The sequence below is a fragment of the Leifsonia sp. Soil_N53 genome, from assembly GCF_057655165.1.
In genome coordinates this window covers 40,082-58,754 of the sequence record NZ_JBDGMM010000035.1, presented here as the reverse complement: position 1 = coordinate 58,754, position 18,673 = coordinate 40,082, and the positions used below count along the sequence as shown (strand labels likewise).

20 protein-coding genes and 1 pseudogene are annotated in these 18,673 nt (G+C 71.7%); 11 read left to right on the top strand and 10 right to left on the bottom strand.

The features are described from left to right. The 3 genes and pseudogenes from AC3A3H_RS03095 to galU all read right to left on the bottom strand — a co-directional run. Nucleotides 1-341: pseudogene (locus AC3A3H_RS03095) on the bottom strand (hypothetical protein); the annotation flags it as partial. A gap of 142 nt (nucleotides 342-483) precedes the next feature. Further along, nucleotides 484-1,146, bottom strand: a complete 663-nt coding sequence (locus tag AC3A3H_RS03090) for a GNAT family N-acetyltransferase (protein WP_487613078.1) — start codon at nucleotides 1,144-1,146, stop codon at nucleotides 484-486. Nucleotides 1,147-1,187: 41 nt separating this feature from the next. After that, nucleotides 1,188-2,150, bottom strand: a complete 963-nt coding sequence (gene galU, locus AC3A3H_RS03085) for a UTP--glucose-1-phosphate uridylyltransferase GalU (RefSeq protein WP_487613077.1) — start codon at nucleotides 2,148-2,150, stop codon at nucleotides 1,188-1,190. A gap of 57 nt (nucleotides 2,151-2,207) precedes the next feature. Here galU and AC3A3H_RS03080 point away from each other — a divergent pair, with 57 nt between their 5' ends. The 3 genes from AC3A3H_RS03080 to mscL are packed head-to-tail and all read left to right on the top strand — an operon-like array spanning nucleotide 2,208 to nucleotide 3,666. Beyond that, a complete protein-coding gene (locus AC3A3H_RS03080; protein WP_487613076.1) occupies nucleotides 2,208-2,792 on the top strand; it encodes a 5-formyltetrahydrofolate cyclo-ligase in 585 nt (194 codons plus the stop codon). A gap of 23 nt (nucleotides 2,793-2,815) precedes the next feature. Beyond that, complete coding sequence (locus tag AC3A3H_RS03075; protein ID WP_487613075.1) at nucleotides 2,816-3,175, top strand: FmdB family zinc ribbon protein; 360 nt, start codon at nucleotides 2,816-2,818, stop codon at nucleotides 3,173-3,175. Between the two features lie 50 nt (nucleotides 3,176-3,225). Then, nucleotides 3,226-3,666, top strand: a complete 441-nt coding sequence (gene mscL, locus AC3A3H_RS03070; protein WP_487613074.1) for a large conductance mechanosensitive channel protein MscL — start codon at nucleotides 3,226-3,228, stop codon at nucleotides 3,664-3,666. 38 nt (nucleotides 3,667-3,704) lie between these two features. Here the strand turns inward: mscL and AC3A3H_RS03065 are convergent, their stop codons facing one another. From AC3A3H_RS03065 to AC3A3H_RS03050, 4 genes are all read right to left on the bottom strand, one after another. Beyond that, complete coding sequence (locus AC3A3H_RS03065) at nucleotides 3,705-3,875, bottom strand: hypothetical protein (protein WP_487613073.1); 171 nt, start codon at nucleotides 3,873-3,875, stop codon at nucleotides 3,705-3,707. A gap of 16 nt (nucleotides 3,876-3,891) precedes the next feature. Continuing rightward, the gene (locus tag AC3A3H_RS03060) at nucleotides 3,892-7,656 is read right to left on the bottom strand and encodes an AAA family ATPase (protein WP_487613072.1); all 3,765 of its coding nucleotides are present in this window, start codon (nucleotides 7,654-7,656) and stop codon (nucleotides 3,892-3,894) included. A gap of 67 nt (nucleotides 7,657-7,723) precedes the next feature. Next, the gene (locus AC3A3H_RS03055; protein ID WP_487613071.1) at nucleotides 7,724-8,995 is read right to left on the bottom strand and encodes an MFS transporter; all 1,272 of its coding nucleotides are present in this window, start codon (nucleotides 8,993-8,995) and stop codon (nucleotides 7,724-7,726) included. After that, nucleotides 8,992-9,642 carry an ArsR/SmtB family transcription factor gene (locus AC3A3H_RS03050; protein ID WP_487613070.1) on the bottom strand — a complete coding sequence of 217 codons (651 nt, stop codon included), beginning with the start codon at nucleotides 9,640-9,642 and terminating at the stop codon, nucleotides 8,992-8,994. Before AC3A3H_RS03050 ends, AC3A3H_RS03055 begins: the two co-directional genes overlap by 4 nt. 94 nt (nucleotides 9,643-9,736) lie before the next feature. Here AC3A3H_RS03050 and AC3A3H_RS03045 point away from each other — a divergent pair, with 94 nt between their 5' ends. The 3 genes from AC3A3H_RS03045 to AC3A3H_RS03035 all read left to right on the top strand — a co-directional run bounded on the left by AC3A3H_RS03045 (nucleotide 9,737) and on the right by AC3A3H_RS03035 (nucleotide 13,299). Next, a complete protein-coding gene (locus tag AC3A3H_RS03045; RefSeq protein WP_487613069.1) occupies nucleotides 9,737-11,182 on the top strand; it encodes an MFS transporter in 1,446 nt (481 codons plus the stop codon). Nucleotides 11,183-11,285: 103 nt separating this feature from the next. Continuing rightward, nucleotides 11,286-12,032 (top strand): FadR/GntR family transcriptional regulator, encoded by a 747-nt coding sequence (locus AC3A3H_RS03040; protein WP_487613068.1) that lies wholly within the window; start codon nucleotides 11,286-11,288, stop codon nucleotides 12,030-12,032. Nucleotides 12,033-12,042: 10 nt separating this feature from the next. After that, on the top strand, nucleotides 12,043-13,299 hold the full coding sequence (locus tag AC3A3H_RS03035) for an alpha-hydroxy acid oxidase (RefSeq protein ID WP_487613067.1): 1,257 nt from the start codon (nucleotides 12,043-12,045) through the stop codon (nucleotides 13,297-13,299). Between the two features lie 76 nt (nucleotides 13,300-13,375). On the opposite strand, the gene AC3A3H_RS03030 is transcribed toward AC3A3H_RS03035, so the two are convergent. Further along, nucleotides 13,376-14,026 (bottom strand): class I SAM-dependent methyltransferase, encoded by a 651-nt coding sequence (locus tag AC3A3H_RS03030; protein ID WP_487613066.1) that lies wholly within the window; start codon nucleotides 14,024-14,026, stop codon nucleotides 13,376-13,378. A 170-nt stretch (nucleotides 14,027-14,196) separates the two neighbouring features. Between AC3A3H_RS03030 and AC3A3H_RS03025 the strand changes: the two genes are divergently transcribed. Further along, nucleotides 14,197-15,021 carry a DsbA family protein gene (locus AC3A3H_RS03025; protein ID WP_487613065.1) on the top strand — a complete coding sequence of 275 codons (825 nt, stop codon included), beginning with the start codon at nucleotides 14,197-14,199 and terminating at the stop codon, nucleotides 15,019-15,021. An 84-nt stretch (nucleotides 15,022-15,105) separates the two neighbouring features. Beyond that, nucleotides 15,106-15,435: a hypothetical protein gene (locus AC3A3H_RS03020; RefSeq protein WP_487613064.1), complete on the top strand. Its 330-nt coding sequence runs from the start codon at nucleotides 15,106-15,108 to the stop codon at nucleotides 15,433-15,435. On the opposite strand, the gene AC3A3H_RS03015 is transcribed toward AC3A3H_RS03020, so the two are convergent. Next, on the bottom strand, nucleotides 15,432-16,022 hold the full coding sequence (locus AC3A3H_RS03015) for a TetR/AcrR family transcriptional regulator (protein WP_487613063.1): 591 nt from the start codon (nucleotides 16,020-16,022) through the stop codon (nucleotides 15,432-15,434). The genes AC3A3H_RS03020 and AC3A3H_RS03015 overlap by 4 nt on opposite strands. Before the next feature lie 166 nt (nucleotides 16,023-16,188). On the opposite strand from AC3A3H_RS03015, the gene AC3A3H_RS03010 reads away from it, so the two are divergent. The 3 genes from AC3A3H_RS03010 to AC3A3H_RS03000 are packed head-to-tail and all read left to right on the top strand — an operon-like array spanning nucleotide 16,189 to nucleotide 17,998. Continuing rightward, entirely contained in the window at nucleotides 16,189-16,785 is a 597-nt protein-coding gene (locus tag AC3A3H_RS03010; protein ID WP_487613062.1) for a DUF6230 family protein, read from the top strand. Further along, nucleotides 16,776-17,273 carry a DUF6114 domain-containing protein gene (locus AC3A3H_RS03005; protein ID WP_487613061.1) on the top strand — a complete coding sequence of 166 codons (498 nt, stop codon included), beginning with the start codon at nucleotides 16,776-16,778 and terminating at the stop codon, nucleotides 17,271-17,273. The genes AC3A3H_RS03010 and AC3A3H_RS03005 overlap by 10 nt, the downstream gene beginning before the upstream one ends. After that, the gene (locus AC3A3H_RS03000; RefSeq protein WP_487613060.1) at nucleotides 17,270-17,998 is read left to right on the top strand and encodes a hypothetical protein; all 729 of its coding nucleotides are present in this window, start codon (nucleotides 17,270-17,272) and stop codon (nucleotides 17,996-17,998) included. The genes AC3A3H_RS03005 and AC3A3H_RS03000 overlap by 4 nt, the downstream gene beginning before the upstream one ends. Before the next feature lie 15 nt (nucleotides 17,999-18,013). Here the strand turns inward: AC3A3H_RS03000 and AC3A3H_RS02995 are convergent, their stop codons facing one another. Next, nucleotides 18,014-18,613, bottom strand: a complete 600-nt coding sequence (locus AC3A3H_RS02995; RefSeq protein ID WP_487613059.1) for a DnaJ family domain-containing protein — start codon at nucleotides 18,611-18,613, stop codon at nucleotides 18,014-18,016. Nucleotides 18,614-18,673: the final 60 nt, after the last annotated feature.

Here is an 18,673-nt window from a genome sequence, read left to right as displayed (position 1 = left end):
CGTTCGGCCTCCTCGGCGGCATGCCTGCGCTCCTCGGCGATGGCCTGCTCGCGGCGGGCGTGCGCTGCGGCCTCCGCGCGCGCGGTGGCGAGGCGCCTGTCCTCCGCCCGGCGCAGGATGCGCTGCTGCTCCGCGACCGTCTTCGCTGTCGCCTCCATGCGGACCTCGTCCGGAAGCTCACTCGTCTCGGCCAGGATGCGCAGCGTCTGCTGCAGGCGCACGGCGTTGCGCTCGGTCGCCAGGTACTCGCGGCGACGCAGCCACACCGGGACGAGGTAGGCCAGCCAGAGGGCGGCCGCGATGGCGACCACGACCCCACCGCCCATCACATCCCCATTCATGCCTCTACGGTAGGGGTCCCCCGGGCGGCGCCCCGGTCAGCGCCCGGGTGTGTCTTCGATGGAGAAGACTCTCAGCGCGCTCGCGACCGGCGTGCAGCACGCCCACGAGCGGGCCCCCAGCACGCGCGGGAGCACGCGACGCTCAGTGCCGCCGGGCCACCGGGAGCGGGATGGCGGCTGCGGAGCGGTCCTCCGCCGTCACGGCCGCGGCCTCCGCCGGCGCCTCGCCGTCCAGCCAGCGCCGCAGCACGCCCTGCTGCAGCTCCTCGGAGACCAGGCCGAAGCAGTAGTGGTCGCGCCAGTCGCCGTTGATGTGGATGTAGCGCCGGCGCAGCCCCTCGTAGCGGAAGCCGAGCTTCTCTACGACGCGCAGACTCGGCGCGTTCTCCGGGCGGATGCAGATCTCCATGCGGTGCAGGCCGAGCTGGTAGAAGCAGTAGTCGGTCGCCAGCGCGACCGCGGTCGGCGTGATGTTGCGGCCGGCGAACTCCTCCGCGATCCAGTAGCCGATCGTGGCGCTGGAGAGCGAGCCGTAGGTGACCGACGAGACGTTGAGCTGCCCGGCGAGCCGGCCGTCGTACTCCACGATGAACGGGAGGCCGTGCCCGGCCCGGGCGTTCGCCAGGAGGGACCGGATGCTCGCCCGGGTGTCGAACGAGCTCGGCGCGTAGGGGCTGGTGGCCTCCCACTGCCGCAGCCAGGTGCGGTTGTCGAGCAGCGAACGTTCGAGGGCGCGCGCGTCCCGCAGGCGGATCGGTCGCAGTCCGATGCGTCCCTCGCTGAGCGTGGGGATGACGAACGCCACGGCGTCCTCCTTCTGCGACGACCGTCGCCGCAGGTATGACGCTAGCGGTTAACGCCCCCGGACGCGTCAGCCGTGTCGGTCGGCATCTCCTCGAGGATCTCGCGGGGCTCGTCGCGGAGTCCCTGGGCGAAGTCCTTCAGCCACGGCCGCAGCTCCGGGCCGAGGTCCTCGCGGTCCGCCGCGAGCTGCACGATCGCTTTGATGTAGTCGAGCCGGTCGCCGGTGTCGTAGCGACGGCCGCGGAAGACGACGCCGTACACACCGCCGGTCCAGTCCGGCGCCTCCGCCATCGCCTGGAGGGCGTCGGTGAGCTGGATCTCGCCGCCGCGGCCGGGCTCGGTGCGCTCGAGCACGTCGAAGACCTCCGGGCGCAGCACGTAGCGGCCGATGACCGCGTAGTTGGAGGGCGCCTTGTCGGCGTCCGGCTTCTCGACCAGGCCGGTGATGCGCACCACGTCGTCGTCGCCGGTCTCCTCGATGGCGGCCGCGCCGTACAGGTGGATGGACTCCGGCGGCACCTCCATCAGCGCGACGACCGTCGCGTTGTAGCGCTGCTGGACGTCGAGCATGTGCTGCAGCAGGTCGTCGCGGGAGTCGATGATGTCGTCGCCGAGCAGCACCGCGAACGGCTCGCGGCCCACGTGCATCTTGGCCCGCAGGACGGCATGGCCGAGGCCCTTGGGGTCGCCCTGGCGGACGTAGTGGAGGTCGGCGAGCGAGGTCGAGTAGTTGACCTTCTGGAGCCGGTCGGTGTCGCCCTTCTTCTTGAGGGTGTCCTCCAGCTCGGCGTTTCGGTCGAAGTGGTTCTCCAGCGCGTTCTTGTTGCGGCCGGTGATCATCAGCACATCGTGCAGCCCGGCGGCCACGGCCTCCTCGACAACGTACTGGATCGCCGGCTTGTCGACGACAGGCAGCATCTCTTTGGGCATCGCCTTGGTCGCCGGGAGGAACCGGGTGCCGAGGCCCGCTGCGGGGATCACTGCTTTCGTCACGTGGTTTGCCATACGGCCCACAGTATCCGCATTGCCGGCGCTCCCGGAGGGATCTTCTAGGATTGCGCTATGGACACGGACACCGCCGCCCATCGCAAGCGCGCACTGCGCGCCGAGCTGAGGGAGCGGAGGCAGAACCTCACGAGCACGGAGCGCCAGGCCGCGACCGCGGGAATCACCCGCAACTTGATCGACCTGACGACGGACCTCTCTGCGCGCTCCGTGGCCTGCTACCTCTCGACCACGATCGAGCCGGACACCCGCGGGTACGTCAACTGGGCGCTCGCGCAGGGCCTGCGCATCCTGCTGCCGGTCTCCCGCGAGGACGGCCTGCTCGACTGGACGACCGGCGACGGGGAGACCGAGACCGAAGGGCTGTTCGGGATGCCGGAGGCCGTCGGCGAGCTGCTCGGGCCGATCGCGATCAACGACGTCGACCTCATCCTGGTGCCGGCGGCCGCCGTCGACGCGGGCGGCATGCGGATGGGCTGGGGTCGCGGCTATTTCGACAAGACGCTCGGCAGCATGGAAAAATGTCCCCCGGTCTATGCCGTCGTCTTCGACGGCGAGCTCGTGGACGAGGTCCCACGCGAACGGCACGATCAGCCGGTCGACGGCGCGGTCACCCCGACCCGCATCGTCCAGTTCTCCTGACCCACGACACCACACGGAAGACCATGCCCACCTACTCCTACTCGTGCCGCGACTGCGGCCACGCCTTCGACATCCATCAGGCGTTCACCGACGACGCGCTCAGCGTCTGCCCGAACTGCGGCGGCCACCTGCGCAAGGTGTTCGGCACCGTCGGCGTGACCTTCAACGGCTCCGGGTTCTACCGGACCGACTCGCGCGGCGGCACGAAGTCGACGGGAGGGTCGTCGTCGGGATCGTCGTCGTCCGGTTCGTCCTCGTCGGGGTCGTCGTCGTCGGGGTCGACCTCGTCGGGGTCGACCTCGTCGGGTTCGTCGTCATCCGGGTCGTCGTCGTCGGGTTCAGCGAGTTCGTCGGGTTCATCGAGTTCCGGCTCCGCCGCCTGACTCGCACCCCAGCACCACCAGTTCCATCCATCGAGCGAAAAGGACCGGTCATGCTCAAAGGCTTCAGAGAGTTCATCCTCCGCGGGAACGTGATCGATCTGGCGGTCGCCGTGGTCATCGGCGCCGCGTTCACGGCGGTGGTCACGTCGATCGTGACGAACCTGTTCAACCCGCTGATCAGCGCGTTCTTCAAGGCGAGCACGCTCGACGAGGCGATGATCGTGCCGCTCAACGGCTCCGATATCAAGTTCGGCGCGGTGCTCGGATCGGTGATCAACTTCCTTATCGTCGCCGTCGTGGTCTACTTCGTCTTCGTCTTCCCGATCAACAAGCTCAAGGAGCGGATGGACCGCCTCCGCAAGAAGGGCGTCGTGGAGCCGGACGCCCCGGTCACCGAGCTCGACCTGCTCTCCGAGATCCGCGACCTCCTGCAGGCCCAGCAGTCCCCGCCGGCGGCCGGAGCCGGCCGGCACGCCGACCCGACCCCCTAACGGCGCGGGCTCGGCAGCGCGGGCACAGTAGTGCCGGCTCAGTAGTGCGGCGGCACGTCCCGCCGCAGCTGCTCGTCGTTCGGCGACCACGAGCCGTCGTCGCGGTCCCGTTCCGGAACGCGCGGCGTCGGGTCGGCGCCCGGCGCGCCGCCGCGCTGCACGCGGCGCGGCCTGCGCGCGGGACGTTCGGCGTCGGGCTGCTGGGTCACCCCTCCAGGGTAACCGTCAGAGCTGCGGGAGCGTGATCGGCGCCGTCTCCGTGCTCGCCTCGTCGTTGACTCCGATGAGCCGGGCGATGCGGGAGGCCACCGTGTCGGGGTCGGCGAACAGCTCGAAGCTGTGCACGCGGAGGTAGTGCCAGCCGAGGCGGCGCAGCACGTCCGGGCGCAGCCGCAGGGATTCGCGCAGGCTGCCGCGGTTCACGTCGTCGTCGGTCTCGACCACCACCGCGCGGCCGGCGTTCGACGCCACCAGCGTGAGCTTGCCCCGGTAGCCGATCTGCACGTCCAGCCCGCGGCGCGCCAGGCGCTTGGCCAGGTCCACCACCATCGGGTCGGCGTCCGGGCTGAGGTATTCCGGGGCGGCGGCCTGGAGCTGGTCGGCCTCCCCCAGCACCTGGGCGAGCGCCGCGATGCCGTGCCGCATCCGGGAGTCGTCGATGTCGTCGGGGCGGAAGCAGGAGACGATCTCCATTCCGCGGCGCGCACGGGTCATGCCGACGGCGAGCAGGCGGTCGCCGCCCGGCTCGGCCAGGGCGCCGAAGTTCGACAGCAGGCGCCCGTGCGGGGTGCGGCCGTAGCCGATCGAGAACACCACGCGGTCGCGGCTCTGGCCGACGGACTGCTCCAGCGTCACCACGCTGAACGGCTCCGGCCGGTCGCCGAGGATGAAGTCGGCCAGCTCGGTGCGCTTGGCGAACGCGGACAGCACCGCCTGGTTGACGCGCACCGCGTGCCGCTCGCTCGCGGTGATGACCATGAGGGACTCGCGCGGCCGCTCGGTCGCGTGCCGCAGCACCAGCTCGACCACCTTCGCCACCTCGGCGTCGGTGCTCTCGACGGCGCCGGTGTCGCTGTCCGGCATGCCCTGCCCGCCGGTCACGTAGTGGAGGGCGAGGCTGCCGTGGCCGAGGTAGGTGCCGGCCCAGGGCAGCGAGTCGATGTTGCCGCCGTAGAACCGGCGGTTGACGAGCTCGGCGAGGTCTTCGCCACCGGCCCGGTAGCTGCGCGCGAGCGTGTACACGGGCAGCAGCTCGGAGAGCCGGGCGAGGGCGGAGTCCGCGTGCAGGGCGTCGACGTCGGCGGCCTCCACCGTCGTGCCGTACTCGTGCACGCCGACATCGAAGCGGGACGGGGTCTGGGTGACCGGGTCGCCGAACGCCACCACCTGGCGGGCGCGGCGCAGCACGGGGACGTTCTCGGCCAGGCTGGACGCGCCGGCGTCGACGAGGACGACGGTGTCGAACGCGACCTCCGCGTCGATGGCGGGCACCTCGTACGGCGAGATCAGCCAGACCGGCGCGAGCGGGCGCGCCAGGTGCGGAGCCACCGCGTTGAGCGTCGCCGCGGTCGGCGTGGTCGTGGTCAGCAGCTTCTTGAGGGCCTTGGCCTCGTCCGGCCAGTCGACGATGCCGATCTTCCAGGTCTCGGCGAGCATCCAGGCGAGCTGCTTGCCGGTGGCGGAGGCGTGCGCCTCGTCCACCAGGCGGAAGTCGGCCTCCAGCCGGTCGAGCACGCTGGTGTTGCCGCTGAGCAGGGCGCGGTCGGAGGCCAGCAGCGCCTCCAGCACCGACTGCCACCAGGCCAGCTCCAGCTCGGCGCTGACCTGCGACTCGGGCACGTGACGCACCGACAGGTCGGACAGCAGCGGGTCCAGCCCGCGATCGCGGAGCTGCCCGAGCAGCGCGGTGCGCTCCTGCAGGTTGGCGAGCACCTCGGACTCGGCGGCGAGGCCGGCGATCTGGCGGGTCAGCTCGTCCACCGGCAGGGCGGCGAGCGACTGCGAGGTCCCGACCCGGCGCAGCGGGATGTCCAGTCGCGCCAGATCCTCAGCCACACGCTGGTAGGCCACCTGCACGTCGGCGATGCCCACGGGCACCTCCGGCACCACGCCGGCGACGGCGAACCGGTTCCACAGGATGCGCTGCTGCTGGATGCGCCGCAGCGCCTCGTTGAGGTCGGTGACGTGCACGCCGGGGCGCACGTACTCCAGGGCGAGCTTGCGCAGGCGGCGGCGGTTCGCCCCCGACATCGCCGGGGACTCGCGGCGGGAGGAGGTGGCGGCGATCAGCTCGGCGATCGAACGGTCGAAGACGGCCGGCGTGAAGCGGTCGAGCGTCTCCCGGACGTCGAGCAGCAGCCGCAGGTAGACGCCGAGTTCGGCGATCGACTCGAACGGCCGCATCCTGGTCTGGCCCATCAGCGCCTTCGCACGGTCGAGCAGCCGGGGCAGCTCGGCGCGGCTGAGCTTCTTTGCGAGGTCGTGGGCGGCCTTGCCCTCCTCGGTGGTGGCGAACGAGGCGCCGTACCAGGGCGAGTCGTTGGGGCCGTAGCGGAACTCGCCGAGGCGGGCGGCGCGGATGAGCGCGTCGGCCGCGGCGTCGCGGCCGGACGCCAGCACCTCGATGGAGGCCCGGCTGAGTCGCGCGGTCGTGGACGGCGGCGACGGCAGCAGCGCGAGCCGGGACAGCTCGCGCAGCGCGTCGAGCACCGAGACGTGCAGCACCGGGTCGCGGCGCGCGAGGGCGCTCCGGTAGTCCAGGAGCACCTTGCGCAGGCGCACGAGCGCGTCGTCGACATCGGTGACGCGCGGCTGCTCGGCCTTCTCGTTGCGGCCGATCGACTGGATGAGGTCGCGGCGGAGGCTCCGCGGGGTGACGGCGACGCCGGGGAGCCCGACCTTGGCGAACCGCTGGGCGATGTCCTCCAGGCTGGAGCGGCGCGGACCGACCACAAGGACGCGCTTGTGCTGGGCGACCAGGGCGCCGACCGCGTTGACGATGGTCTGGGTGCCACCGGTGCCGGGGAGGGTCTTGACGACGAGGGAGTTGCCCGCGGCGATCTGCGCGACCACGTTCTCCTGCTCCTCGTCGGCGTCGAGCAGCAGGGAGTCGGTGGCCGGCGGCCGCTCGTCCTGGCGGATCGGCTGGGCGGGGCTGAAGGCGCTCTCGATGGTCGTGCGGGCGGTCGGGTTGCCGGCCAGGGCGTCCAGCAGCGGGGCGTCCAGGTCGTCCGCCTCGGCGCGCAGCGCGGGGGCGACGTCCACGAACGACGACACCACCAGCCGCGGCTGCACGTTGAACCACGGCAGGTGCGAGGTGAGCCCGCGCAGCCGGTCGATCACGGGCTGCGGCTTGAACGCGCCGTTGTCGAGTGCGAGGGCGACGAACGCGCTCGCGTCCAGGGTGATCTGGAACTGCTCGGCCAGGGCCCGCGACAGCTCCGGGTTGAGGAACGGCTGGCCCTTCAGCTTCAGCTCGAAGTCCCGGCCGTAGCGGCGGATCGCCATCGGGCGCAGCAGGATCGGCGCCAGGAACTCGTCGGGGCCGTGCCGCCACTGGGCCAGCCCGATCGCGAGGTGCACGGACTCGATCCCGCGGACCGAGCGCAGCTCGATCCCCTTGGCCGTGATCGCGTTGGCCGCGGCCCGCGCGGTGCGCAGCGCGAGCTCGTCGCGGATCAGGCTGGAGAGCAGCGTGCTCTGCCCGGTGATGAACTGCGGGAGCCCGCCGGGATGCGTCGTGCTCAGCTCGATCCGGGTCCGCGGGCTGTCCTCGAAGTGCAGCAGCGGGGAGGCGCCGCCGATCGCAGCGATCTCGTCGCGCCAGCGCGTCCAGACCGGTTCGGCGATGTTGCCGGCCACGAGACCGGCCTCGCCCAGGCTGAGCGTGTGCGGCGAGGTGGTGTTGGCGGCGGGACGCAGCGCGTCGCCCTCGGGCACGTCGGACGTCATGTCGTCGTCGTCCTCGCTCTTCCTATCCAGTCGCCACACACCGACACCCTACGTGCCGAACGACCAAACTCCCGGCAATCGGCCGGGTTTCGCGCCAACTCGCCGATCAGGAGGGCGTCGCCCGGGAGGCGGCCGGCTCGGGCACGGCCTCCCTGCCTCCGCGGGCGCCGCCGAGGAACACCAGGGCCAGCACTCCGCAGAGCAGATAGAGGGAGGCCTGCGCGTCGAGGACGTGCACCGTCCCGGCAGACGAGGCGATCAGCCCCGCCAGCAGGAGGCCGACGCCCTGGGCCGCGCCCGACAGCGTCTGCACCGCCGCGATCACCCTGCCGAGCGCCGCCCGCGGCGTGACCGTCTGCACGAGGGTGATCTCCCCCGTCGCCGTCGCCACCGCGGGCAGGCCCATCGCGATGAAGAGCCCGGCGTAGACCCAGACGGCCGTGGTGACCGGCGCGAGGTTCCAGGTCAGCAGCGACAGGGCGCCGAACACCAGGTAGCCGCCGCCGATCAGCCAGCGCGGCGCGAAGCGGTGCACCAGCAGGCCGGCGAGGAGGCCGCCGAGCACGCCGCCGATCGCCTGGACCCCGCGCAGGAGGCCGACTTCGGTGTCCCCGGCGTGGAGGTTTTCGGTGACGTAGACGATGAAGAGGACGAGGAACACGCCCTGGGCCACGCTGCCGATGACGGCGATGACGGCGACCGTCGCCAGTTCGCGGCTGCGGACGATCGTGGCGATGCCCTCCACCCACTCCCGCAGCAGCCGGCGCTCGACGGCGGGCGCCGGCTCCTCGCCCGGATCCGGGACGCGCGGCGGCAGCGGCCGGGTGAAGGCGACCAGGACCGCGGTCACCGCGAACGACACCGCGTCGACGATCACGACCCCCGGGAGGCCGGACACCGCGAACGCCAGGCCGCCGAGCGGTGAGCCGATCAACCGGGCGAGGTTGTCGCTGATCGCGAGGAGCGCGTTGCCGCGGCCGAGCTCCTCCCGCTTCAGCAGCCGCGGCACCATGGACTGCCGGGCGGGGTTCATGATCGCGCCCAGGCAGGACTGCACGGCGGCGACGACGTAGACGATGGCGATACGGTCGGGCGCGGCGGCGAGCAGCGGCAGCAGCGCCACGCCCTGGAGCAGCGCGACGACGATCATGGTGCGCCGCGGATCCCAGCGGTCGACCAGCACGCCGAGGAACGTGCCGGCCAGCAGCATCGGGATGAGCTCGGCCAGGAACACGGTCGACGCCCCGAGCGCCGAGCCGGTGACCGAGAAGGCGAACAGCGGGAGGGCGATCATCAGCAGCCAGTCCCCGGTGTCGGAGACGAGGCCGGCCGACCAGATCAGGGCGTAGTCGCGGCGCAGCAGCGGCGAGCGGGTCACGGTTCGCGCACCTCCGTCTCGGCGGGCTTCTCGGCGGGCTGTTCGTCCGGATGCCGGAACGCGTTGAGGTTCAGCACCACAACCGCACTGTCGTCCGGGGCGTCGGAGCGGGTGAGCGCGATGTACGGCCGGATGAGCGCGTCGAGCCGCTCCCCCAGCTCGCGCAGTTCCTCCGGCGCGATCCGCAGCGCGTAGCCCGACAGGATGCTGGCCTCGCGCCACTCGGGCGGAACGCTGTCGCGCTGGGCGATCGCGCGGTGCAGGCGGGCCGCGTCCTCGTCGATCTGGTGGTCGGCGAAGAAGCGCTCGACCGTGTCGACGCCGAACTGCATGGCCGGGTCCTCGGTGCGGCCCAGGGTGAGGCCGGTCGCCGTGGACTGCCAGGGCCGTTCGCGCCCGTCCTCGGCCTCCACCCGCTCCACGAGCCCGAACCGGGCCAGGGCGCGCAGGTGGTAGCTGCAGTTGGACGGGGTGGAGCCGACCGCGTCCGCGCACTCGCTCGCCGTGCTCGCGCCGAATGCCATCAGGTGGTCGAGCAGCGCCAGCCGGAGCGGGTGCGCGAGCGCCCGGAGCGCGCGCGGGTCGGTGACCGTGCGGCGGTCTTCGCGCCGGCCTCGCGCGGGTTGCTCGTCCGATGTGAAAGACATGTTTCAGATTGTGCGCCCTCCGCTCTTTCACGTCAAGTCGCACGGATCCGTCCCGGACGGGAATGAACCCGACCAAGCGATGTTGTTCACATGGATGAACGAAATCACCCGGGCGAGCGTCGGCTTCCGCTCCGAGCGCGGACCGATCCTGATCGCACTGATGCTGACCACCGGACTCGTCGCGATCGACGCGACGATCCTGGCCACCGCCGTCCCCTCGATCGTGCGCGACCTCGGCGGCTTCGCACAGTTCCCGTGGCTGTTCTCGATCTATCTGCTGGCGCAGGCGGTGTCGGTGCCGGTCTACGCCAAGCTCTCCGACACGGTCGGCCGCAAGCCGATCGTCCTGGCGGGCATCGGCCTCTTCTTCCTGGGTTCCGTGCTCTGCGGTTTCGCCTGGAGCATGCCGGCGCTCATCGCGTTCCGCGCCCTCCAGGGCCTCGGCGCCGGCGCCATCCAGCCGATGTCCATGACGATCGCCGGCGACATCTACACGGTCGCAGAGCGCGCCAAGACGCAGGGCTACCTCGCCAGCGTGTGGGCTGTCTCCTCGGTCGTCGGCCCGACGCTCGGCGGGCTGTTCTCGCAGTTCCTGACCTGGCGCTGGATCTTCTTCGTCAACGTGCCGCTCTGCATCCTGGCGGCCTGGATGCTCATCCGCACCTTCCACGAGAGCATCGAGCGCAAGCGGCACCGCATCGACTACGCGGGCTCTGCGCTGCTCACCGCGGGGATGTCGCTGCTCATCCTCGCCGTGCTGGAGGGCGGCCAGGCCTGGGCGTGGGACTCGGTGTGGAGCATCGGCGCGTTCGCGCTCGGCGCGCTCCTGCTGGTCGTGTTCGCGTTCGTGGAGCGCCGGGCGGCGGAGCCTGTGCTGCCGCCGTGGGTGCTGTCGCGGCGGCTGCTGGTGACGACGACGCTCGTCTCGCTGGGCATCGGCGCCATCCTGATCGGCCTCACGTCGTACGTGCCCACCTACCTGGAGTCCACGGTCGGGGCGCCTCCGCTGCTCGCCGGCCTGGCGGTCGCGGCCCTGACGCTCGGCTGGCCTCTCGCCGCGAGCGTCTCCGGACGCTTCTACCTGCGCATCGGCTTCCGCAGCACCGCACTGCTCGGCACCAGCATCGCGATCGTCGGGACGATCATCCTGGCCGCCACGAGCGTGCACCCGAGCGTGCTCTTCGTGGCGCTGAGCTGCTTCGTCGTCGGGCTCGGGATGGGCCTCGTCGCGACTCCGACGCTGATCGCAGCGCAGTCGAGCGTCTCGTGGAGCGACCGCGGGGTGGTCACAGGGACCAACTTGTTCGCGCGTTCGATCGGCAGCGCCGTCGGCGTCGCCGTCTTCGGCGCCATCGCGAACGCCATCATCGTGTCGAGCGTGGGCGGGGCGCACTCGCCCGCGGCCGTGCAGGGCGCGTCCACGGCGGTGTTCACGGCCGTCGCCATCGTGGCGGCGCTCACCATCGTGGCGGGGCTGGCGATGCCGCGCTCGCGGGTCGAGGACGTCGAGTTCGGGCGCGCGGCCCCCGCAGTCGACTGATCGACCCGTCCTCCTCTGCGCGCTTCTCCGCGCTTGGGGGCGCGTGCTATCGTGTGGTCTGACCATATGGTCTGACCACACGCGATGAGCGGGAGCGGACGCGATGACGACGGAGCCGAAGGCGTGGGAGAGCGTGCTCGCCCGCATCGAGGAGCGCCTCGTCGACGGCCGCCTGCGACCCGGCGACCACCTGCCGCCCGAGCGGGCGCTCGCCGCGGAGTTCGGCATCGCGCGCTCCAGCGTGCGCGAGGCCGTGCGCGTGCTGGAGGCCATGGGCCTGATCCGCACGCAGACCGGATCCGGACCGAGCTCCGGGGCGATCATCGTCGCCCGGCCGCTCGGCGGGATGCAGGCGCTCATGCGCCTCCAGGTCGCCGCGAGCGGCTTCCCGGTCGAGGACGTCGTCAGCACGCGTCTGCTGCTGGAGTCGTCGGTCGCGGGCGTACTCGCCGAGCGCTCGCCCGACCTCGCCGACGCCCGTCAGCTCCTCGACGCCATGGACGACCCGGCCCTCACCGCCCCGGAGTACCTCGCGCTCGACGGGCAGTTCCACCTCGCCCTCGCCCTGGCGGCGGGCAACATGGTCGTCGCCACCACCATGGCCGGCCTCCGCAGCTCGATCGAGGGCTACGTCCTCGCCGGCGCGGAGCGACTGCCCGACTGGGCGGCCATGGCCGCCCGGCTGCGCGCCGAGCACCGCGGAGTGATCGACGCGATCGACGCCGGCGACGCGGCGGCGGCGCGCATCCGCATCCACGACCACATCAGCGGCTACTACCGCGATGCCGCACCATCCCCGTCCCACCCGTCCCTGCCCCACCAATCCCCGTCCGCCACCGACGCACGTTAGGCACACGAACATGGTCACCCGCCAATTCCCCAAGCCCGCCGAGCTGTTCGAGCTCATGTCGTTCAAGAAGCCGGAGTTCGACGCGAAGAAGCGCCGGCTGAGCGCGGCCCTCACGATCGAGGACCTCCGCGCGATCGCCAAGCGCCGCACGCCCAAAGCCGCCTTCGACTATACGGACGGCGCCGCCGAGGGCGAGCTGTCGCTGGACCGCGCCCGCCAGGCGTTCCAGGACGTCGAGTTCCACCCGTCGATCCTGCGCGACGTCTCCACCGTCGACACCTCGTGCGAGATCTGGGGCGGCCCGTCCGCGATGCCGTTCGGGATCGCGCCGACCGGGTTCACCCGGCTGATGCAGACCGAGGGCGAGACCGCCGGAGCCGGCGCCGCAGCTGCCGCCGGCATCCCGTTCACGCTGTCGACGCTCGGCACGACCTCCATCGAGGGCGTGAAGGCCGTGAACCCGACGGGCCGCAACTGGTTCCAGCTCTACGTGATGCGCGACCGGGAGATCTCCTACGAGCTGGTCCGCCGCGCCGCCGCGAACGGCTTCGACACCCTGTTCTTCACCGTCGACACCCCGGTCGCCGGCGCCCGCCTGCGCGACAAGCGCAACGGCTTCTCCATCCCGCCGCAGCTCACCCTCGGCACCGTGCTCAACGCGATCCCGCGGCCGTGGTGGTGGTACGACTTCCTCACCACGCCCAAGCTGGAGTTCGCGTCGCTGTCCTCCACCGGCGGCACCGTCGGCGAACTGCTCGACTCCGCCATGGACCCCTCGATCAGCTTCGCCGACCTCGACATCATCCGGAGCATGTGGCCGGGCAAGATCGTCATCAAGGGCGTGCAGAACGTCGAGGACTCGCGCAAGCTGGTCGACCTCGGCGTCGACGGCATCGTGCTCTCCAACCACGGCGGCCGCCAGCTCGACCGCGCGCCCATCCCCTTCCACCTACTGCCGCAGGTCGTGGAGGCCGTCGGCGACCGCACCGAGGTCGCGATCGACACCGGCATCATGAACGGCGCCGACATCGTCGCCGCGTACGCGCTCGGCGCGAAGTTCACCCTGATCGGCCGCGCCTACCTCTACGGGCTGATGGCGGGAGGCCGCGCCGGCGTCGACCGCACCATCCAGATCCTCAGCGACCAGGTCGTCCGCACCATGAAGCTGCTGGAGGTGCCCACCCTGGCCGACCTCACCCCCGCCCACGTCACGCAGCTGCGCCGCCTGGTCCCCGTCGAGTCCGCCGCCGCCCCGGCGCGGGTCTGACGCCGCCAGCGAGCCGGCAGGACGCGCCGCCTCCACCTGACGGGAGGCGGCGTGCCCTGCCGGCTGGCTGCAGGGCTCAGCGCGGTGCGCGGGCGAGGAAGACGAACTCGTTGTAGAGGAAGGCCTTGCCGGCGGCGCGCGGGAACGGGAAGCTGTACTGCCGCACGGGCGCGAGCCCGGTCGCCCGGGAGAGCCGGTCGAGGTCGGCGAAGTCGGTGAACGTCACGTGCGTGGCGTCGCTGGCGTAGCCGCGCTCCTGCGGCGTGATGAAGCAGACGGTGCCGCCCGGCTTGGCGTAGGGCAGGTAGTCGCGCACGAGCTGGACGGCGTACTCGCGCGAGACGTGCTCGATGACGTGCGCGAACAGCAGGGAGTCGAAGGCGCCCGGAACGGCGTAGCCGCTCGACGGGAACTCGTCGCTCGTGAACGCGGTCAGTCCCCTCCCCCGCGCGATCGCGATGGACCCGGCGTTGTGGTCGACCCCGACGCTGTCGTTCGCGAGATGCGCGAGGTTGCGGCCGAGCCCGCAGCCGACGTCGAGCACGCGGCCGAGCTTGAGGTGCCGCACGTTCCAGCGATACGGGGCCTGCACGTTGAGCACCCGGCGCCAGCGGGACTGGTCGAGGCGGGCGAGCCTCGCCGCGTACTCCGCTCCGGCGGTCTCGGACCCGGCGCTGCGCGCACCGTCGTCGACCGTCATCGTGCGCTCTCGCTCTTCATCACCCATCCCACGCTAGCCGGGTGTTCGGCACTTCCAAAGCTTTTGCCCATACGCTTGCACCTGGAGACTTGACCACTTTCTCGAATGGAATGACCTGAATGGCTGCTACGGGCAGAGGCGCGACGACCCCGACGAAGAACGATCGCCGAGCCGAGGCGCGCGAGACCGCTCGCCGGATGCGTGAGGAGGCCGCCAAGAAGGCCAAGCGGCGCAAGATCATCGTGCAGAGCTCGGTGATCGTCGGCATCATCGCGGTGCTCACGGTCATCGGCGTCATCATCTTCACCAGCGTCGGCGCGTCCAGCAGCGTCGCCAACCCGAAGAACATGCTCAGCGGCGGCATCCTGCTCACCAAGGCCGACACGGCCGTCACGACCCCGGCGATCGCGCAGGGCGCCAAGCCGACGCCGACCAAGCAGACCCTGGACGGCAAGACCGCGCACATCCAGATCTGGCTCGACTACCAGTGCCCGTACTGCGACCAGTTCGAGACCACGAACTCCGCCCAGATGAAGCAGTGGATGGCCGACGGCTCGGCGACGCTCGAGATCCATCCGATCGCCATCCTCGACTCCCCCACCAACAACACGTACTCGACCCGCGCCGCGGCCGCCGCGTCGTGCGTGGCCAACTACGAGCCCGACAAGTTCTTCGACGTCAACAGCGCGCTGTTCGCCAACCAGCCGGACGAGCAGACCGGCTCCGGCCTGACGAACGCGAAGATGCTGTCGCTGTTCAAGAGCGCGGGCGTCAGCTCCTCGGCGATCACGAAGTGCGTGAACGACCAGACGTTCGCGAAGTTCGTCACCGACCGCACGAACGAGGCGGTCGCGAACTCGCAGCTCAAGAACCCGTCCACCGGCAGCTTCGGCACCCCGACCGTGTTCGTCAACGGCGAGCGCTACCAGGGCGGCTTCACCGACGCCTCGCAGTTCGCGGCGTTCACCTCGTCGGCGGTCAAGGACGCCGGCTCGACCGGCACCTACACCTTCCCGAAGTAGTCCGTTCCCCCTCTCCTGCGGCACCCGCGTCCGGGTGTACGTTCGGCGCGGACAGCCCTGACCGCCGCAGGAGAGGAGACGCGCATGGACGACCGCATTCCCGAGGACGGCGCCGACGACCCGGCGATCGGCGACTCCGACGCGGGCGACACCGCCGGCTGGATCGACCCCCGCGACGGCGAGGTCGACTACGCCCTGGACGACCCGATCGCGGAGGCGGACTTCGCCGACGAGCTGGTGACGAACGACAGCGTCGGTGGCGAGACAGTGTGGGACGGGCCGGGCGACGGCAACTACGGGCCGACCGGCGGACAGCCCAGGGAGGCCGAGCCCGACTACGACGAGCACGACCCCGAGGGCAACCCGGACGACGGCATCCTGACCCAGGACGATGTCGACGAGGAGGGCATCTAGCCCGGAACGGCCGCCGCCACGCCGTTCGCGCTGCGCTCCAGGAACGCGACGATGTCCTCCGACGGGAGGTCGGTGCCGATCGCGCTGGCGACCAGCACGTCCTCGGCGAACGCGATCCACGAGCGCAGGCCGATCCGCAGCAGCGGGGTGTCCTCCGCGCCGAGCTCCAGGAACACGGCGAGGATGCGCTCCGCCTGCTCCGCCCTGGCCTCCTCGATCACCACGCGCACCTCCTGGTCGCCGCTCGCGACGCCGCGCACCAGCGAGTAGAACGTGCCGCTGTGGTCGCGCACGAACCCGACGATGCGGGTCAGCGTGTCGTGCAGCCGTTCGCGCGGCGGCAGCTCGGGGATGGGCTCGGTGGCGTGCAGCATGCTGTCGCGCGCGGTGCGGACGACCTCGCGGTGCAGCCCCTGCTTCGACCCGAAGTAGTGGAACAGCAGGGCGCGCGACACCCCGGCCTGCGCCGACAGCTCCTCGATCGTGAGCGCGTCCAGCGGGTGGTCGGCCAGGTGCGCGACCCCGAGCGCGACCAGCTGCGCCCGGCGCTCGTCCGGGGTGAGCCGGGTGCGCCGATCGGTGTCCATGGATCGAGCCTAGGCGCTACTCCCCTGGGTCGGCAGGCGCGGCGCGAGGGCCGGAACGGTCTTTCCGTCCCCCTTTCGGCCGACTATTGACAAGAGGTCAATAGCGTCTACTCTCGACCTGGGACCGACCGCACCGTCGCTGTCAAGCCCCCGAACAGGAGGATCGATGAAGTTCCGCAAGCTCGCCGGCTCGCACGCCGGACGCATCGTGCTCGCCGCCGTGCCCGTGGCCGTGGTGTCCACCGTGCTGATGACCGGGGTCGCTCAGGGGGCCGTGCCCGTGTCGTTCGCCGTCTCCGGCAGCCAGTTCCAGATCAGCGCATCCAAGCTCGACGGCACCGGCTTCTCGCAGTACGCCGGCGTCGCCCCCGACACCGCGGGCAAGCAGCACCAGGTCGCGATCGCCAACATCAAGTCGGCCACGCTCGCCGACCTGTGCCAGTCGGTCATCACCGACACCCCGCTCGGCAAAGTGGGCATCCTGATCACCGCGGGCGGCGGCGGCAACCCGGCGAGCGCCTCCGACCTCCAGATCGGGATGACGGACCTCGCCGGCGACGCCGAGTTCCACAACATCCGCATCGGCGTCGACGCCTCGACAGTGAACACGGCCGCGAAGGGCAGCGCGGGCGACTTCGCGCAGGACTCCGACACGGTGACCATCTCGCACCTGCAGCAGACCGCGTGGAGCACGCAGGCCTCGGTCTTCACGCTCACCGGCATGCACGTGCAGCTCACGGACGGGTCGAAGGGATGCTTCTGAGCGAGGAGGCTGTCGCCGAGGAGCGCCGCACGAGCCGGGAGCGGTTCCGCGACTGGCGCCGGCGCCGCCCGTTCGTCGGCGGACTGCTGACGGCGCTCGGCGGCGTCGAGATGTTCTTCTCCGGGCAGCTCGACGTCGGCCGGATCCACGTCCAGCTCGGCATCGAAGGGCTGCAGGCGACGATCATCCCGCTGCTGCTCGTGCTGCTCGGGGTCCTGGCCGTCGCCATGCCGGCGCACCGGATCTTCTACGGCGTGCTCGCACTCGCCATCGCGGTGTACTCCCTGGTCGGCGTCAACCTCGGCGGCTTCTTCATCGGGATGCTGCTGAGCTCGATCGGCGGCATCCTCACCGTGGCGTGGATGCCGCCGGAGCAGCGTGGCGAGCGCCTTCCCCGCGGTCGGCGCCGCCGTCGCGCCGCGAGCGAAGAAGAGTCGGACGAGGAACCAGCGGAGCCGGACGAGAACACAGCGGAGCGGACCGCGTGACGGGCCGCAGACGCGCTTCCGGCGGTGCGCTCGCGGCCGGCCTGGCGCTGGCCGGCGCGCTGACCGGGCTGGGCGCGGCCCCCCTACCCGCCGACACGGCGCGTACCGTCGCGCCGGCCGCGCTCTGCATCCCGATCGTCACCTCGTGCGACGCACCGTCGTCCACGCCGAGCCCGTCGCCGTCCTCCAGCGCGCCCTCCCCCGGACTGCCGCTGCCCGGCCTCCCCGCTGTGCCCGGCACCCCCGGCACCCCGGCGACCGGGCCCTCGACCCCGGCACCCGCGCCGACGCCGGCCACGCCGGACGGCTCCGCGCCCGTGTTCACCCAGCCGCCCGCGCAGCTGGGCAGCAACTCGCTGTCGTTCACCGGCCTGAAGGGCGTCAGCCCGGTGACGGTGCCGCTGGCGGACGGCAGCCGCGTCCCGGTCCTCAAGATCTCGGCGGACTCCATCACGATCCAGGGGTTCAGCCTCAACGTGCGCAAGCAGACCGGACCGGTGCTGCTCACGACCGCCGACACGATGACCCTGAGCGGGAACGTCCAGGTCTACCTCGACTCGGCGACCGCCACCCTCCCGGACGGCACGCCGCTCACCCTCGGCGCCTCGACGCCACCGCCGAACAGCGGCCTGCCGGCCCAGCTGCTGCGCGTCACGCTCGGCCTCGTGGGCGCCACCGCCGACTCCATCGTCTACACGAACACCAAGCAGCACCTCTCGGAGTGAGGGCGCGGGCTCCGCTCAGCGGCCCTTGCGCAACCGGCGGCGTTCGCGGCGGCCGAGCGCGGCCATCGCCTCGGCCTCCGCGCGCCGCGTGGCCTCGGCCTCACGGAGGCGGGCAGCGCGGCGCTCCGCCCAGCGCGCGACCTCCTCCTCCGCGTCGCGCGTGGGGGTGACGACCGGAGGTCCGCCCTGGAGCTGGCGCCGGGCCTCGACCACCCGGCGGTTGAAGTCGGCCACGTGCTCGCGCACCGCCCGCTCGGACGCGAGCCGGTCGAGCTTCGCCTCGAACTCGGCGTGCTCGGTGCGCAGGGTGAGCGCGGGCGGCCCGAGGCCGGTGAGCTGCTCGCGCTCGATCTTGCGGCGGATCCACCAGTCGGGGTCGTGGGTGCCGGTGAGTCCGGGCAGCGGCTTTCCCGCGCCGGGGAGGTCGTCGAACTCACCGCGCCGGATCGCCTGCTGGATCGCGTTCTCGATGACGTGCGCGCGCTGGTCCATCGTCGGCTGGCCCGCGTTGGCCTCCTCGACCTCCTCGCCGCGCTCCTGGGCGTCGCGGCGGAGACGATAGCGCACGGCCTCCAGCCGCGCGTCGGGCTCGGGGCGCGGGCTGTCGTCGGCCATGCCGCCAGCCTACGCCGCGAGCGGGCCGCACACCCCTGGCCGGACGTTGGCGGCGCACCG

Bases quoted from the DNA above. Each gene is read 5' to 3' on its own strand.
- AC3A3H_RS03010 (WP_487613062.1), top strand. From the start codon at position 16,189: ATGAAGTTCCGCAAGCTCGCCGGCTCGCACGCCGGACGCATCGTGCTC.
- AC3A3H_RS03015 (WP_487613063.1), bottom strand. From the start codon at position 16,022: ATGGACACCGATCGGCGCACCCGGCTCACCCCGGACGAGCGCCGGGCG.
- AC3A3H_RS03050 (WP_487613070.1), bottom strand. From the start codon at position 9,642: ATGTCTTTCACATCGGACGAGCAACCCGCGCGAGGCCGGCGCGAAGAC.
- AC3A3H_RS03075 (WP_487613075.1), top strand. From the start codon at position 2,816: ATGCCCACCTACTCCTACTCGTGCCGCGACTGCGGCCACGCCTTCGAC.
- AC3A3H_RS03045 (WP_487613069.1), top strand. From the start codon at position 9,737: ATGAACGAAATCACCCGGGCGAGCGTCGGCTTCCGCTCCGAGCGCGGA.
- AC3A3H_RS03020 (WP_487613064.1), top strand. From the start codon at position 15,106: ATGGACGACCGCATTCCCGAGGACGGCGCCGACGACCCGGCGATCGGC.
- AC3A3H_RS03025 (WP_487613065.1), top strand. From the start codon at position 14,197: ATGCGTGAGGAGGCCGCCAAGAAGGCCAAGCGGCGCAAGATCATCGTG.
- AC3A3H_RS02995 (WP_487613059.1), bottom strand. From the start codon at position 18,613: ATGGCCGACGACAGCCCGCGCCCCGAGCCCGACGCGCGGCTGGAGGCC.
- AC3A3H_RS03040 (WP_487613068.1), top strand. From the start codon at position 11,286: ATGACGACGGAGCCGAAGGCGTGGGAGAGCGTGCTCGCCCGCATCGAG.
- AC3A3H_RS03030 (WP_487613066.1), bottom strand. From the start codon at position 14,026: ATGGGTGATGAAGAGCGAGAGCGCACGATGACGGTCGACGACGGTGCG.
- AC3A3H_RS03080 (WP_487613076.1), top strand. From the start codon at position 2,208: ATGGACACGGACACCGCCGCCCATCGCAAGCGCGCACTGCGCGCCGAG.
- galU (WP_487613077.1), bottom strand. From the start codon at position 2,150: ATGGCAAACCACGTGACGAAAGCAGTGATCCCCGCAGCGGGCCTCGGC.
- AC3A3H_RS03005 (WP_487613061.1), top strand. From the start codon at position 16,776: ATGCTTCTGAGCGAGGAGGCTGTCGCCGAGGAGCGCCGCACGAGCCGG.
- mscL (WP_487613074.1), top strand. From the start codon at position 3,226: ATGCTCAAAGGCTTCAGAGAGTTCATCCTCCGCGGGAACGTGATCGAT.
- AC3A3H_RS03035 (WP_487613067.1), top strand. From the start codon at position 12,043: ATGGTCACCCGCCAATTCCCCAAGCCCGCCGAGCTGTTCGAGCTCATG.